11 protein-coding genes and 1 tRNA gene are annotated in these 13,347 nt (G+C 67.2%); 4 read left to right on the forward strand and 8 right to left on the reverse strand.

Features of this window, described 5'->3' with window-relative positions; all coding sequences use genetic code 11:
- The first annotated feature begins 4 nt into the window (after positions 1-4).
- The 4 genes from EJJ38_RS08400 (at position 5) to EJJ38_RS08415 (ending at position 4,493) form a co-directional block, all read left to right on the forward strand.
- Positions 5-805 (forward strand): ABC transporter permease, encoded by an 801-nt coding sequence (locus EJJ38_RS08400; RefSeq protein ID WP_127089629.1) that lies wholly within the window; start codon positions 5-7, stop codon positions 803-805.
- A gap of 51 nt (positions 806-856) precedes the next feature.
- Positions 857-1,849 carry an ABC transporter substrate-binding protein gene (locus EJJ38_RS08405; RefSeq protein ID WP_245454154.1) on the forward strand — a complete coding sequence of 331 codons (993 nt, stop codon included), beginning with the start codon at positions 857-859 and terminating at the stop codon, positions 1,847-1,849.
- A gap of 32 nt (positions 1,850-1,881) precedes the next feature.
- Positions 1,882-2,679, forward strand: a complete 798-nt coding sequence (locus EJJ38_RS08410) for an ABC transporter ATP-binding protein (RefSeq protein ID WP_127089630.1) — start codon at positions 1,882-1,884, stop codon at positions 2,677-2,679.
- 200 nt (positions 2,680-2,879) lie between these two features.
- Positions 2,880-4,493, forward strand: a complete 1,614-nt coding sequence (locus tag EJJ38_RS08415) for a GMC family oxidoreductase (RefSeq protein ID WP_127089631.1) — start codon at positions 2,880-2,882, stop codon at positions 4,491-4,493.
- A 164-nt stretch (positions 4,494-4,657) separates the two neighbouring features.
- Here EJJ38_RS08415 and EJJ38_RS08420 read toward each other — a convergent pair whose 3' ends face one another.
- From EJJ38_RS08420 to EJJ38_RS08455, 8 genes are all read right to left on the reverse strand, one after another.
- Positions 4,658-4,933, reverse strand: a complete 276-nt coding sequence (locus tag EJJ38_RS08420; protein WP_127089632.1) for a hypothetical protein — start codon at positions 4,931-4,933, stop codon at positions 4,658-4,660.
- Between the two features lie 29 nt (positions 4,934-4,962).
- Complete coding sequence (locus EJJ38_RS08425; RefSeq protein ID WP_127089633.1) at positions 4,963-5,340, reverse strand: hypothetical protein; 378 nt, start codon at positions 5,338-5,340, stop codon at positions 4,963-4,965.
- A 23-nt stretch (positions 5,341-5,363) separates the two neighbouring features.
- Positions 5,364-8,582 (reverse strand): efflux RND transporter permease subunit, encoded by a 3,219-nt coding sequence (locus EJJ38_RS08430; RefSeq protein WP_127089634.1) that lies wholly within the window; start codon positions 8,580-8,582, stop codon positions 5,364-5,366.
- A 30-nt stretch (positions 8,583-8,612) separates the two neighbouring features.
- Positions 8,613-9,608 carry a divalent metal ion exporter adaptor subunit IhpB gene (gene ihpB / locus EJJ38_RS08435; protein WP_127089635.1) on the reverse strand — a complete coding sequence of 332 codons (996 nt, stop codon included), beginning with the start codon at positions 9,606-9,608 and terminating at the stop codon, positions 8,613-8,615.
- The gene (locus EJJ38_RS08440) at positions 9,605-10,876 is read right to left on the reverse strand and encodes a TolC family protein (RefSeq protein WP_127089636.1); all 1,272 of its coding nucleotides are present in this window, start codon (positions 10,874-10,876) and stop codon (positions 9,605-9,607) included. The genes ihpB and EJJ38_RS08440 overlap by 4 nt, the downstream gene beginning before the upstream one ends.
- Before the next feature lie 66 nt (positions 10,877-10,942).
- Positions 10,943-11,308 (reverse strand): hypothetical protein, encoded by a 366-nt coding sequence (locus EJJ38_RS08445; protein ID WP_127089637.1) that lies wholly within the window; start codon positions 11,306-11,308, stop codon positions 10,943-10,945.
- Between the two features lie 248 nt (positions 11,309-11,556).
- Positions 11,557-11,632: transfer RNA gene (locus tag EJJ38_RS08450), tRNA-Lys, on the reverse strand.
- A gap of 205 nt (positions 11,633-11,837) precedes the next feature.
- Positions 11,838-13,337, reverse strand: a complete 1,500-nt coding sequence (locus EJJ38_RS08455; protein ID WP_127089638.1) for a tripartite tricarboxylate transporter permease — start codon at positions 13,335-13,337, stop codon at positions 11,838-11,840.
- Positions 13,338-13,347 lie beyond the last annotated feature (10 nt).

Genomic DNA, 13,347 nt, shown 5'->3' on the forward strand with positions numbered 1-13,347 from the left:
CGTCATGTGGATCCTGCGGTCCGTCAAATCCATCGCCGGCTCGGACGCCATCCGGCCGGTCCTGCTCATGCTCATCATCCTGGTGGCCTGGGATCTGTGCGTGCGGATCTTCCGCATCCCGCCCTATCTCATCCCGGCGCCCACCTATGTGGTCTATGAGCTGGTCAACCAGTGGCCCATGCTGCTGCGCGAGACCTTGCCGACGCTCTATGCGACCTTGGGCGGGTTCGCGCTCAGCGCGCTGGTGGGCATTCCGCTGGCCATGCTGATCGCGTCCTCGCGCACCATCGAGAGCTATCTCTATCCGATCCTGGTCTTCTCCCAGAGCATTCCCAAGATCGCGGTGGCGCCGCTGTTCGTGGTGTGGTTCGGCTTCGGCATCTTCCCGAAGGTGATCTCCGCCTTCCTGCTGGGCGTCTTCCCGGTGGTGGTGGCGACCGTGCTGGGCCTGAAGAGCATCGACAAGGACATGCTGGACCTGGCGCGCTCCATGCGGGCGGGGCCGTTGCGCACCTTCCTGCGGGTGCGGCTGCCCTCCGCTTTGCCGAGCATTTTCGGCGGGCTGAAAGTGTCCATCACGCTGGCCGTGGTGGGCGCGGTGGTGGGCGAGTTCGTGGGCTCCAATTCGGGCCTCGGCTACGTCCTCCAGGTGGCGAACGGCAATTTCGACCTGCCGCTCATGTTCGCCGCCCTCTTCATCCTGTCCATGATGGGCGTGGTCCTCTTCATGCTGCTCGATTTCGCCGAGCACCTGCTCATCCCGTGGCACGCCTCGCGCCGGGACGAATTCGCGGGGCAGACCTGAGCGTCGAACCCAACGAGACCAAAACATAAGCAAAAACCGAGGGAGGAAGACATGTTCAGCAGAAGGAGTGTGATCGCCGGCGCGCTGGCCCTCATGTGCGGACCAGCCCTGGCCCAGGCACCTGCAAAGGCCCCCGACAAGGCCGTGCTGATGCTCAACTGGTACGTCTATGGCGAGCACGCGCCGTTCGTGCTCGGCCTCAAGAAAGGCTATTACGCGGACGAGGGCATCGACCTGGAAATCCAGGAGGGCCGCGGCTCCGCCGTCACCATCCAGGCGGTGGGCGCGGGCACGGCCACGTTCGGCCTCGCCGATATCAGCGTCATGATCAAGGCCGTGGCCAAGGGCGCCCCGGTGAAGACCGTGGGCGTGCTGCTCCAGCGCACCCCCGGCGCGGTGGTGGCGCCCCAGGGCAAGATCAAGGATGCGAAGGATTTGGTGGGCAAGACCATCGCCTTCACGCCGGGTGACGCCGTAACCCCCATCTGGCCGCTCTACCTGAAGAAGCTCGGCATCGCCGACGGCGCAGTGCGCATGGTGGCGGGCGACGCCCAGACCAAGCTGAACGCGGTGGTGAACGGACAGGCGGACGGGCTTATCGGCTTCACCACGGAGCAGGGCGCGCGCCTGCCGGACATCATGAACAAGCCCGTGGACATGTTCCGCTACACGGATGCGGGCGTGAACCTCGTGAGCCTCGGCATCGTCACCAACACCGACACCATCAAGTCCAAGCCCGATCTGGTGCGCCGCTTCATGAAGGCCACCACCCGCGCCGTGGAGGATGCGGAGAAGGATCCCAAGGGCGCCATCGACGTCCTGCTGACCGCCTATCCCAAGATCGGCATTCCGGACGCCCAGCTGCGCAGCCTGCAATATTCGCAGGCGCTCTACCGGGCGGACGGCGCTACCGGCACCCGTCCCTTCCGGATGAAGCCGCAGGTGCTGGTGGATACGCTGGACGTGCTCACCCAATATGGCGGCCTGCCCGCCGCCGACCGGGGCAAGCCCGAGGACTATTACGCCGCGGAGTTCCTTCCGTGAGAACTGCTCTCCAACACCGGGTGCCCGCCAGCATGAGCGCGCCGCACGTCGCCGTACGGAACGTCCATATCGAGATCCGCGGCCTCACCAAGACCTACAAGTCCAAAACGGGCAGCGTCCCCTCGCTCAAGCCCATCGATCTCGATATCGACAAGGGCGAGTTCGTGGCGATCGTCGGCCCGAGCGGCTGCGGCAAGAGCACCCTGTTGAAGCTGGTGGCCGGGCTCCTGCCCGCCACCAGCGGCACCATCCGCATCGGCGGGGCGAATGTGAAGGAGCCGATCGACGATATCGGCATCGTCTTCCAGAGCCCCGTCCTGCTGCCCTGGCGCACGGTGCGCGACAACATCATGCTCCAGATCCAGATGCGCGGGCGGCGCGCTGCGGATTATGAGGAGGCGGTGGCGCGGCTCCTGAAGACCGCAGGTCTCGAAGGCTTCGAGCACCGTTTCCCCTGGGAATTGTCCGGGGGCATGCAGCAGCGCGCGGCCATCTGCCGGGCGCTGGTGCACGACCCGAGCGTGCTGCTCATGGACGAGCCGTTCGGCGCGCTCGACGCCATGACGCGCGAGCGCATGAATGCCGAGCTTCAGCGCATCTGGTACGCCACCAAGAAGACCGTGCTGCTCATTACCCACTCCATTCCCGAGGCGGTCTTCCTTGCGGACCGGGTGGTGGTCATGTCTAGCCGGCCGGGATCGGTGGAAGCCATTTACGACATCGACCTGCCCCGCCCCCGCGACCTGTCCATCATGGGGGATCCGCGCTTCGTCCGGTACACGCAGGACATCCGCAAGCATTTCTTCGCGCAGGGCGAACTGGACCACTAAAGCGCGATCTGGACGACTGGGGCGCAATCCGATCAGATTGGCCCGATCTGATCGGTGAATCGCCCGCCAGTTGCTCCTCCAGGGCGCTTTCGAGCGCGGCGTGCAGCGGTTCGGATGAGGGAAACGCATTCAACCAAAGAGATAGAGCGGTTCATCGCTTTTCGTGGAACACGGGAGCGCTCTGAGCCCCAAGGCAGAAGATGACCTCCTCCTCCCCTTCACCCGCCTACGACTATGTGATCGTGGGTGGCGGCACGGCCGGCTGCGTGCTGGCCAATCGCCTGTCCGCCGATCCCTCGCTGCGCATCCTCATGCTGGAGGCCGGCGGCAAGGATGACTGGCACTGGTTCCACATCCCGGTGGGCTATCTCTATTGCATCGGCAATCCGCGCGCGGACTGGTGCTACCGCACGCAGCCGGAAGACGGCCTCAACGGGCGCGACCTCGCCTATCCGCGCGGGCGCGTGCTGGGCGGCTGCTCGTCCATCAACGGCATGATCTATATGCGCGGCCAGGCGCGTGACTATGACGAATGGGTCGCGCTGGGCAATCCCGGCTGGGGCTGGGCAGACGTGCTGCCCATCTTCAAGCGCTCGGAAGACCATCATGGCGGCGCCTCGGACTTTCACGGCGGGGGCGGCGAATGGCGGGTGGAGCGCCAGCGCCTGTCCTGGGACATATTGGACGCCTTCCGCACGGCGGCCGTGGAGGCCGGAATCCCGCGCACCGAGGATTTCAACCGGGGCGACAATGAAGGGGTGGGCTATTTCGAGGTGAACCAGCGCCGGGGCATCCGCTGGAACACGCGCAAAGCCTTCCTGTCGCCCGCGCTGAAGCGGCCGAACCTTGAGGTCTTCACGGGCGCTGAGGTCCATCGCATTGTCATGGAGAACGGCGCGGCGACGGGCGTCACCTATCGCGGTCGGGACGGCGCCCTGGTCACCGCCGAAGCGCGGCGGGAGGTGATCCTCGCCGCCGGAGCGGTCGGCTCGCCCCGGCTGCTGGAATTGTCCGGCATCGGCGATCCCGACGTGCTGCGGGAAAACGGCATCGAGGTGCGCCACGCCGCGCCCGGCGTGGGGACCAATCTGCAGGACCATCTCCAGCTTCGCCTGACCTTCCGCGTCACCGGCGCCCGCACGCTCAACACCATGGTCACGAGCCAGCTCGCCAAGATGCGCATGGGCCTGGAATTCGCCTTGGCGCGCACCGGGCCGCTCACCATGGCGCCGTCGCAATTGGGCATCTTCGCCCGCAGCGACCCGCGCCATGCCTCCGCCAACGTGGAATTCCACGTCCAGCCGCTTTCGTTGGAAGCATTCGGCGGCGGGCTCCACACCTATCCTGCCTTCACGGCGTCGGTGTGCAATCTGCGCCCCACGAGCCGGGGCACCGTGCATGTGACCGGGCCGGATCCGTCCGCGAACCCGGCCATCCGCGCGAACTACCTCTCCACGCAGGAGGACCGCACGGTGGCGGCCGAGAGCATCCGCCTCGCCCGCCGCATCTCGGCCCAGCCCGCCATGTCCGGCTACCGGCCGGAAGAGGTGAAGCCCGGCGCCGAATTGCAGAGCACCGAGGAGCTGATCACCGCCGCGGGCGCCATCGGCACCACCATCTTCCATCCCGTGGGCACCTGCCGCATGGGGTCCGACGAGGGCGCCGTCGTGGATCCGAGCCTGATGCTCAAGGGCGTGCGGCGGCTGCGCGTGGCGGATGCGTCCGTCATGCCCACCATCACGTCCGGCAATACCTGCTCGCCCACCATCATGATCGCCGAAAAGGCGGCCGACCTGATCCTCGGGCGGCACTGACCCGAAATGGCCGATCAACCCGCGGATGGTGAAGGACGGCAGGGGAGCCTGCCATCCTTCACATTGGGACCGTCAGGACATGGATGGCCAATGGTTCACGCCGCTCATCAGCAAGCCGATGCAGGGGATCGGATCCCGAACGAGCCGCTTTACCCGTCCAGCGCCTATCGCAGGCCGCCGCCCTGCACCGCCGCGCCGGGATCGGCCGGGGTGGGCAGCCAGGGGAAGAGCGGCTTGGGCGGAGCCGAGGTCTGGGTGCTCATGCCATGCGTCGAGGGATGGCTGAGGCCGAGCTGGACATCCCGGAACGTGTGACGGTCCCGCTGCTTCTTGCCGTGCGTCGGGCCTTCCAGCGCCTGCGCCGGGAGGGCCGTCGCCAGCAGGGCCCCGGCAAGGACGAAAGCCGCGGCGCGGCGCAGTGTCATATGCGATGTGGTCATGGGAGCCTCCCGCTCACGTGGCAGAAATTTCACTTGGCAGAGAATTTCGCTTGGCCGGACTTTCCGGCGGCGGTCTTGAGGACGACGGTGATGGCCGCGCCCGTTGGGATGGCGGCGGGGGCCTGCCCGGTGAGGGCATTGCCGGACGGGGCGAGCGGCAAGGTCTTGCGGTCGCTGCCCGAGACGATCATGGCGGAGCCCGTATAGCCGGTGGTGTCCACGGGCTTTCCGGCCTCGTCGAACACGTTCACCGTCACGGCCGGGCCGGCCACGACCAGTTCCCCATGGACGCCCGCCACGTCCTCCATGGGGCCGCCATTGGGCCCCTTCTGGTTGCCGTGGGCGTGCTGCGCGAGCGCGGCTGAGGGGGCGAGCAGGGCCGCAAGAACGGCAATGGTCTTCAACATGGACTTCTCCTGTGTCGGTTGGGTCAGGTCTGGGGGGATGAGGCTGTTTCAGCGGACGGCATCGCCGCGTCGTCCGCCGGCTTGGTCTCGCGCCGGAACAGGACGTAGAGCGCGGGCAGGACCAGCAAGGTGAGGATGGTGGAGGAGACGATGCCGCCGATGACCACGGTGGCGAGCGGACGCTGCACCTCCGCGCCCGGTCCCGTCGCCAGCGCCATGGGCACGAAGCCCAGCGAGGCCACGAGCGCCGTCATCAGCACCGGCCGCAGGCGGGTCAGCGCCCCTTCCCGCACGGCCTCGGCGATCGCCATCCCCTCTTCCCGCAGGCGCTGGATGAAGGCGATGATGACGAGGCCGTTCAGCACCGCCACGCCGGACAGGGCAATGAAGCCGATGCCCGCGCTGATGGAGAGCGGGATATCCCGCAGCAGCAGCGCCGCGATGCCGCCGGTGAGCGCCAGGGGCACGCCGGAGAACACGAGGAGCGCGTCGCCCATGGACCCGAAGCTCATGAAGAGCAGCAGGAAGATGAGCGCGAGGGCGATGGGCACCACTATGGCGAGGCGCTGGGTGGCGGAGACGAGCTGTTCAAACTGCCCGCCCCACCCGATCCAGTAGCCTTCCGGCAGCTTCACCTTCTCGGCCACCTGCTTCTGGGCATCGGCCACGAAGGAGCCGAGGTCGCGCTCGCGCACATTGGCGCTCACGACGATGCGGCGCTTGCCGTCCTCCCGGCTGATCTGGTTGGGACCCGGCGAGAGGTTCAGGTTCGCGATGGCCGAAAGCGGCACATAGCGGATCTGCGTGACCGCCCCCGTGCCCCACGCCGCCCGCACCGGCTCAGCATCGCCGGGCGCGGGCGGGAGCGGCACGGGCAGGCTGCGCAGCGCCTCGATGTCGGTGCGCAGTTCCTCGGGAAGCCGCACCACGATGTCGAACCGCCGGTCGCCCTCGAAGAGAACGCCCGCCTCCCGGCCGCCCACCGCGATCTCGATCAGCTCCTGCACGTCCGCGACGCTGACGCCGTAGCGGCCCATGGCCGCCCGGTTCAGCGAAACCGTGAGCATGGGCAGGCCGGTGACCTGCTCCGTCTTCACGTCCGCCGCGCCGGGCACCTGCTGGAGCACCGCCTGCACCTGCCCCGCCACCTGGAGGAGCGTGTCGAGGTCGTCGCCGAAGATCTTCACACCCACATCGGAACGGATGCCGGAGATCAGCTCGTTGAAACGAAGCTGGATGGGCTGGGAGAGTTCGTAATTGCTCCCGGCCACCTCCTGGGCCGCCTTCTCGATGTCCTCCATCACGGCGGATTTCGGCTTGGACGGATCCGGCCATTCCGCGCGCGGCTTCAGCATGATGTAGCCGTCGGAAATGGACGGCGGCATGGGATCGGTGGCCACTTCCGCCGTGCCCACGCGGGCGAAGATTTCCTTCACCTCCGGCACCTTCAGAAGGCGCTTCTCCAGCGCCTCCTGCATCTCGATGGACTGGGTGAGGCTGGTGCCGGGCACGCGCAGCGCCTGGATCGCCGCATCGCCCTCGTCCAGGCTCGGGATGAACTCCCCGCCCATGCGCGAGGCCGCAAGGCCGCTCGCGACCACCAGCGCCGCGGCGGCCAGGGCCACCACGCCGCGATACTCGATGGAGAGGTTGAGGAGCGGCGTGTAGGTGCGCCGGGCCGTGCGCATGATGAGATTCTCATGCTCGGAAACCCGGCCCGTCACGAACAGCGCCACCGCCGCCGGCACGAAGGTCATGGAGAACAGCGCCGCGCCGAGCAGCGCCATCAGCACCGTCACCGCCATGGGCGTGAACATCTTGCCTTCCACGCCCGTGAGCGTGAGCACCGGCAGATAGACCACGGCGATGATCATGGTGCCGAACAGGCTCGGCCGGATCACCTCCTTCGACCCCTTCAGGATGGTGTCGAAGCGCTCCGCCCGCGTCAGCAGGCGGCCCCTCTTGTGCTGCTCCTCCGCCAGAAGGCGCAGGCAGTTCTCCACGATGATGACGGCACCGTCGATGATGATGCCAAAATCGATGGCCCCGAGGCTCATCAGGTTGGCGCTGACCCGGTGCTCCACCATGCCGGTGATGGTGAAGAGCATGGAGAGCGGGATGACGCAGGCCGTGACGATGGCCGCCCGGATGTTTCCGAGCAGCACGAACAGCACCGCGATGACGAACAGCGCCCCCTCGACGAGGTTCTTCTCCACCGTCGCGATGGTGGCTTCCACGAGGTGCGAGCGGTCATAGACCGCCCGGGCGATGACGCCTTCGGGAAGCGAACGGCCGATCTCCTCCAGCCGCGCTTCCACGCGCTCGGCCACGGTGCGGCTGTTCTCGCCGATCAGCAGCATGGTGGTGCCGAGCACCACTTCCTGCCCGTTCAGCGTGGCCGCGCCGGTGCGCAGCTCCCGGCCCTCCCGCACATCGGCGATGTCGCCGATGCGCAGGGGCGTGCCGGAATGGCTGCCGATGACGATCTCGCGGATCTCGTCCGCGTTCGCCACCTGGCCCGGCGTGCGCACCAGATATTGCTCGCCGTTCCGCTCGATATAGCCCGCGCCCACATTGGCGTTGTTGGCGGCAAGCGCGGTCATCACGTCGCGGAACGAGATGCGGTAGGCCATGAGCCGCGCGGGATCGGGCAGCACATGGAACTGCTTCTCGTAGCCGCCGATGGTGTTCACCTCGACGACCCCCGGCACGGTGCGCAGCTGGGGCTTGATGATCCAGTCCTGGATGGTGCGCAGGTCGGTGGGGCTATAGGGCTCGCCCGAGGGCTTCTTCGCCCCCTCCTTCGCCTCCACCGTGTACATGTAGATCTCGCCGAGGCCGGTGGAGATGGGCCCCATGGCGGTTTCGACGCTGGGCGGAAGCTGATCCTTCGCCTGCTGGATGCGCTCGTTCACGAGCTGGCGTGCGAAATAGATGTCGGTCCCGTCGTGGAACACGACCGTCACCTGGCTCAGCCCGTAGCGGGAGAGCGAGCGGGTATATTGAAGGCCGGGCAGGCCGCCCATGGCGGTCTCGATGGGGAAGGTGATGCGCTGCTCCACCTCCAGCGGCGAGAAGCCCGGCGCGGACGTGTTGATCTGCACCTGGACGTTGGTGATGTCCGGCACCGCATCGATGGGCAGGCGGGTGAAGTTCCAGCTGCCCAGCCCGATCACGCCCAGGCAGACGAGGATCACCAGCCAGCGCTGGCGGATGGAGAAGGCGAGGATGGCGTCGATCATGACCGCGCCTCCCCGCTCGTGCGGAACGCCTCAATGCTCATGGCTGGCGCTCCCCTTCGCGAGCTCCGCCTTGACGACGAAGCTGTTGCGGGCGGCATAGACATCGCCCGGCATTAGGCCGAACAGCACCTCGACCCACTCCCCGTCCCGCTCGCCCAGCTCCACGTCGCGCGGTTCGAAGGCATCGCCGTTGCGCACGAAGACCACGGCGCGATTGTCGATGGTCTGGAGGGCGTTGAGGCGCACCGCGAGGTCCACGGGCTTCTCCGCGAGCACCATGGTGCCCACGGCGAACAGGCCCGGCCGCAGGCGCATATCCCTGTTGGGAATGGAGACGCGGGCCAGCGCGCTCTGCGTGTCGGCGGCGCCGATGGGCGAGACATAGATGACCCGCCCCTCGATGGGCGCGCCCCCGTCCTCGGGATCGACTTGCACGGCATCGCCCGGGCGGACCTTCGCGAAGTCCTTGCGGTAGACCGACAGATCCACCCATAGGGTGGAGAGATCGGCGACGATGAAGGCCGGCTTCTGCTCGGACACATATTCGCCGAGCGCCACGCCCCGCTCCACCACCGTCCCCGAAATGGGGGATTTGAGGTCGTAGCTGGTGAGGCTCTGGTTGCTCTCGATGACGGCGAGCACGTCGCCCTTGTTCACCTTGTCCCCGAGGCGCTTGCGGATCTCCCGCACGATGCCCGGGAAGCGCGGGGTCACCTGGACGATGGCGTCCTGGTCGGGCTGAACGAGGCCGTTCAGCCGCAGCTTCTGGCGCAGCTTTTCCGGCGCCGCTGTCTCAAGGCCGATGCCCGCCGCCGCGAGCTTGGCGTCGTCCAGTTTCACGACGCCTTCGCCGTGGCTCTCCTCGCCGCCTTCCGCGTGGCCGCCGCCATGGCCGTCCCCGGCCTCGCTGGCGGAAGCGGCGGAGCGGTCCGCGGGAAGGCGGTCCTGGAGGGCATAGAACACGCCGCCACCGGCCACGAGGCCGAGCAGCAGCATGGCCAGATCGCGTCTTGCCGGCCGGCTCATTTGGCTTTTCCTTTGGAGAAGGTCACGGGACGCCCGGTCAGCCCCTCAAGGGTGGCGAGGGCGGTGTGGTAGGCGACGAGCGCATCCAGCTCGCGCAATTGCGTCTCGGTGAGAGAGGACTGGGCATCCAGCAGTTCGAGGAGCGTGTAGCGCCCCTCCGAATAGCCGCCCTCCAGGCCCCCGAAGGCGGCGCGCGCCTCCGGCAGCGTGCTCTCGCGCAGCAGGCTCGCCTCGTCATAGGCGGCCTTCAGCCCGTCATAGGCGCGGCCCACCTGGGAGATGAGCGCGCTACGGACCACGGCCTCCTCGGCCTCGGCCCGGCGCAGCGCCTCGCCCGCCTCCAGGATGGAACCCTGGTTCCGGTCGAACACCGGAAGCGGCATGGAGAGGGAGAGAACCACGCCGCTGTCGGCGGTCTCGTAATAGTGGCGGTAGCCCACCCCCAGGGTCACGTCCGGCACCGCCTGCGCGCGGGCCCCGTTCAGCTCGGCGCTCCGCTGGGCCTTCAGCGCCGTGAAGCGCGTGAGCTGCGGATTTTCCTGCGCCGATTTCAGAATGCGGGCGAGCGGGGGCGGCGCATTGAGGCGGGCGAGATTGCCCGTCACCGCCGCGAACCGCGCCTCCGTGAGCCCCATGAGCAGGGCCAGCTCACGCCGCGCGGTTAGGAGCGCGGCGCGAGCCTTGTCCTGCTCCACGCGGGCGAGGTCCACGGCCACCCGGGAGCGCGAGATCTCGGACGGCGAAGACGCCCCGGCCTCCACGCGGGTCCGCAGCAACGGCGCCCAGCGCTCGATGTCGCCCACCTGCCCCTTGAGGATATCGAGCCGCCGCTGGGCGCTCAGCACCGCCACGAAGGCGGCGGTGGTTTCCGCCAGCACCTGCAGGCGCAGCGCCTCGCGCTCCCACCGCGCAACGCCGGAGCCGGCATTGGCGGCGGCGATGCGCGCCTCCCGCTTGCCGCCCAGCTCCACGAGCTGGCTCACCTGGAGCGTCTGGTCGGCCAGATCCAGCCCCTGGTAGGAGCCGGAGCCGAAGGCATTGTCCACCTCCAAAGAGAGGACGGGATTGGGCAACAGGGTCGCCTGGATGCCGCGCCCCTCGGCCATTCCGATGTCGCGGTCAGCGACCGTCAGCCTCGGATTGGCAGCAAGAGCGGCTGACAGAGCCTGGGAAAGCGTGAGAGGCCGCGGCGAAGCGGCAAGCGCGGGGATCGCATGAAGCAGCACGATCGCTGCCCCAAGCGCACGCGCGAGGGCACAAATAGACATGATCCGTTCCGGGCATGGGTATGAATTGGCCGACGCGGAAGCGTCAGCGCGTCACATGCGGAAGGATCAGGCTCTGGGAGGGCGCAGTTCGGCGCCGGGGTCGCGGCCGTCCACCAGGTTCGCCGCAGCGATATCGATGGTGACGTGAATGCGCATCACCGCAACGGTGGACGGCGCATTGGGAACGGCCACGGAGCAGGAATGGCAGTCATGGTCGGCCGCCGGCAGGGTGGCATGGTCCGACGTCTGCTTCGGGGCCGTATCGCCCGTCCCTGCGGACAGGGACGCCACATCGCCGTCATCCACATGGTGGAGGGCAAAGGCATTGGTGAGGGGCGACAAAGCAAGGCAGACGGCAAGGCACAGGGCCAGCATCCGCCGAAGGGGCAGATGGGCAAACGCGCGCAGAATCTGGGCGAGGCCTCGAACCATGAGGGGAGAAAGACCCGAAGGGCCGCCGGGTGTCAAGGCACGGGCGCGCGAACATAGCCTTTCAGCCGCCGCAAGTGGGCTGAGCGGAAAGCTGCGGCGCCCGGCGTATCAGCGCGCCGTCAGATGGAAAATCGCAGCGGAGACAAGCAGACCCGCACATGGAGGCTCGCGGCGGACAGAAACGCCGAGAAGGGAGCCTGTAATGTCCGGGTAAGTCTCAAGGGTTTTTCTTAACCCCTTGAGGAAAATGGTGGGCGCACTAGGGCTCGAACCTAGGACCCGCTGATTAAGAGTCAGCTGCTCTACCAACTGAGCTATGCGCCCTCCGGGGCAGCGCCCCGTTGAGGAGTGGTCGTGTAGCAGAGGCTTTCGGCAGTGTCCATAGCCGCCCCGAAAGAAATCCACAGGCACCCGCCGATGCCTTGAAACAGCGCCGTTTGCGCCCGCGCATTCGGGGTGACGTCAAAAGAAACGGGGCGGGATGTTGCCATCCCGCCCCGTCCCACCATTCGAATCGAGCCCTCTCCGACTATTCGCGGAAGGCTTCCTCGCGCGTCTTGCTCACCGAGGGCAGCAGCACCACCACCAGAGCGATGAGGGCCAGGGCCAGCAGCACGGCAGAGATGGGGCGCGTGACGAAGACCATCGGGTCGCCGCGCGAGATGAGCATGGCGCGGCGCAGATACTCTTCGAGCATCGGGCCGATGACGAAGCCCAGAAGCAGCGGCGCCGGCTCGCAATCCAGCTTCACCAGCGCGTATCCCGCGACGCCGAACAGCGCCATGGTGTACACGTCAAACGTGTTGTTGTTCACGCTGTACACGCCGATACAGCAGAAGGCCATGATCGCCGGGAACAGCACATGGTAGGGCACCGTCAGCAGGCGCACCCACATGCCGATGAGCGGCAGGTTGAGCAGCACCAGCATGAGGTTGCCGATCCACATGGAGGCGATGACGCCCCAGAACAGGTCCGGCTTCTCGGTGACCACGTTCGGGCCGGGGGTGATTCCCTGGATGATGAGCGCGCCGATCATCAGCGCCATCACCGGGTTGGAGGGAATGCCCAAAGTAAGCATGGGGATGAAGGAGGTCTGCGCGCCCGCATTGTTGGCGCTTTCCGGCCCCGCGACACCCTCGATGGCGCCCTTGCCGAACCGCTTCGGGTTCTTCGAGATCTTCTTCTCGATGGAATAGGCCGCGAACGAGGACAGCATGGCGCCGCCGCCGGGCAGGATTCCCAGGATGGAGCCGAGAATCGTGCCGCGCAGGACCGGCGCGATGATCTGCTTGAACTCGTCCTTGGTCAGCATGAGGCTGGACACCTTCGCCGCCACAAGGCTGCGCTGGCTCTCATCCTCAAGGTTGCGGATGATTTCGCCGATGCCGAACACGCCCATGGCCAGGGCCACGAAGTCGAAGCCGTCAGCCAGTTCCTGCACCTCGAAGGTGAAGCGCGGCGTGCCGGTATAGATGTCCTGGCCGGACAGGCCGAGCAGCAGGCCCAGCACAATCATGGCCAGCGCCTTGACGATGGAGCCGGAGGCCAGTGTCACCGAGGCGATCAGGCCGAGAACCATCAGCGCGAAATATTCCGGCGGACCGAATTTGAGCGCGAGATCCGCCAGCGGCGGCGCGAACAAGGCCAGCAGGAAGGTGGCCACCGTGCCCGCGAAGAATGACCCTAGCGCGGCTGTTGCAAGCGCGGCGCCCGCGCGGCCTTGCTTGGCCATCTGGTGCCCGTCCAGCGCCGTCACCACCGATGAGCTTTCGCCCGGCAGGTTGATGAGGATGGCTGTGGTGGAGCCGCCATATTGGGCGCCGTAATAGATGCCCGCCAGCATGATGAGGGCCGAAACCGGCGGCAGGCCGAAGGTCAGCGGCAGCAACATGGCGATGGTTGCCACCGGGCCGAGGCCGGGCAGCACGCCGATCAGCGTGCCGAGAAGGCAGCCGATGAAGCAGTAAGCAAGATTTTGAAGGGTGAAGGCGACGGAGAAGCCGAGCGCCAGATTATCGAACAGTTCCACGCCCGCCTCC

Origin of the sequence: Aquabacter cavernae, from assembly GCF_003993795.1 — a bacterium.
Lineage (GTDB): Bacteria > Pseudomonadota > Alphaproteobacteria > Rhizobiales > Xanthobacteraceae > Aquabacter > Aquabacter cavernae.

Excerpts from the sequence above, each read along its gene's own strand:
- ihpB (WP_127089635.1), bottom strand. The coding sequence starts at position 9,608 with ATGAGCCGGCCGGCAAGACGCGATCTGGCCATGCTGCTGCTCGGCCTC.
- EJJ38_RS08410 (WP_127089630.1), top strand. The coding sequence starts at position 1,882 with ATGAGCGCGCCGCACGTCGCCGTACGGAACGTCCATATCGAGATCCGC.
- EJJ38_RS08405 (WP_245454154.1), top strand. The coding sequence starts at position 857 with ATGTTCAGCAGAAGGAGTGTGATCGCCGGCGCGCTGGCCCTCATGTGC.
- EJJ38_RS08430 (WP_127089634.1), bottom strand. The coding sequence starts at position 8,582 with ATGATCGACGCCATCCTCGCCTTCTCCATCCGCCAGCGCTGGCTGGTG.
- EJJ38_RS08400 (WP_127089629.1), top strand. The coding sequence starts at position 5 with ATGTGGATCCTGCGGTCCGTCAAATCCATCGCCGGCTCGGACGCCATC.
- EJJ38_RS08420 (WP_127089632.1), bottom strand. The coding sequence starts at position 4,933 with ATGACCACATCGCATATGACACTGCGCCGCGCCGCGGCTTTCGTCCTT.
- EJJ38_RS08415 (WP_127089631.1), top strand. The coding sequence starts at position 2,880 with ATGACCTCCTCCTCCCCTTCACCCGCCTACGACTATGTGATCGTGGGT.
- EJJ38_RS08440 (WP_127089636.1), bottom strand. The coding sequence starts at position 10,876 with ATGTCTATTTGTGCCCTCGCGCGTGCGCTTGGGGCAGCGATCGTGCTG.
- EJJ38_RS08425 (WP_127089633.1), bottom strand. The coding sequence starts at position 5,340 with ATGTTGAAGACCATTGCCGTTCTTGCGGCCCTGCTCGCCCCCTCAGCC.
- EJJ38_RS08445 (WP_127089637.1), bottom strand. The coding sequence starts at position 11,308 with ATGGTTCGAGGCCTCGCCCAGATTCTGCGCGCGTTTGCCCATCTGCCC.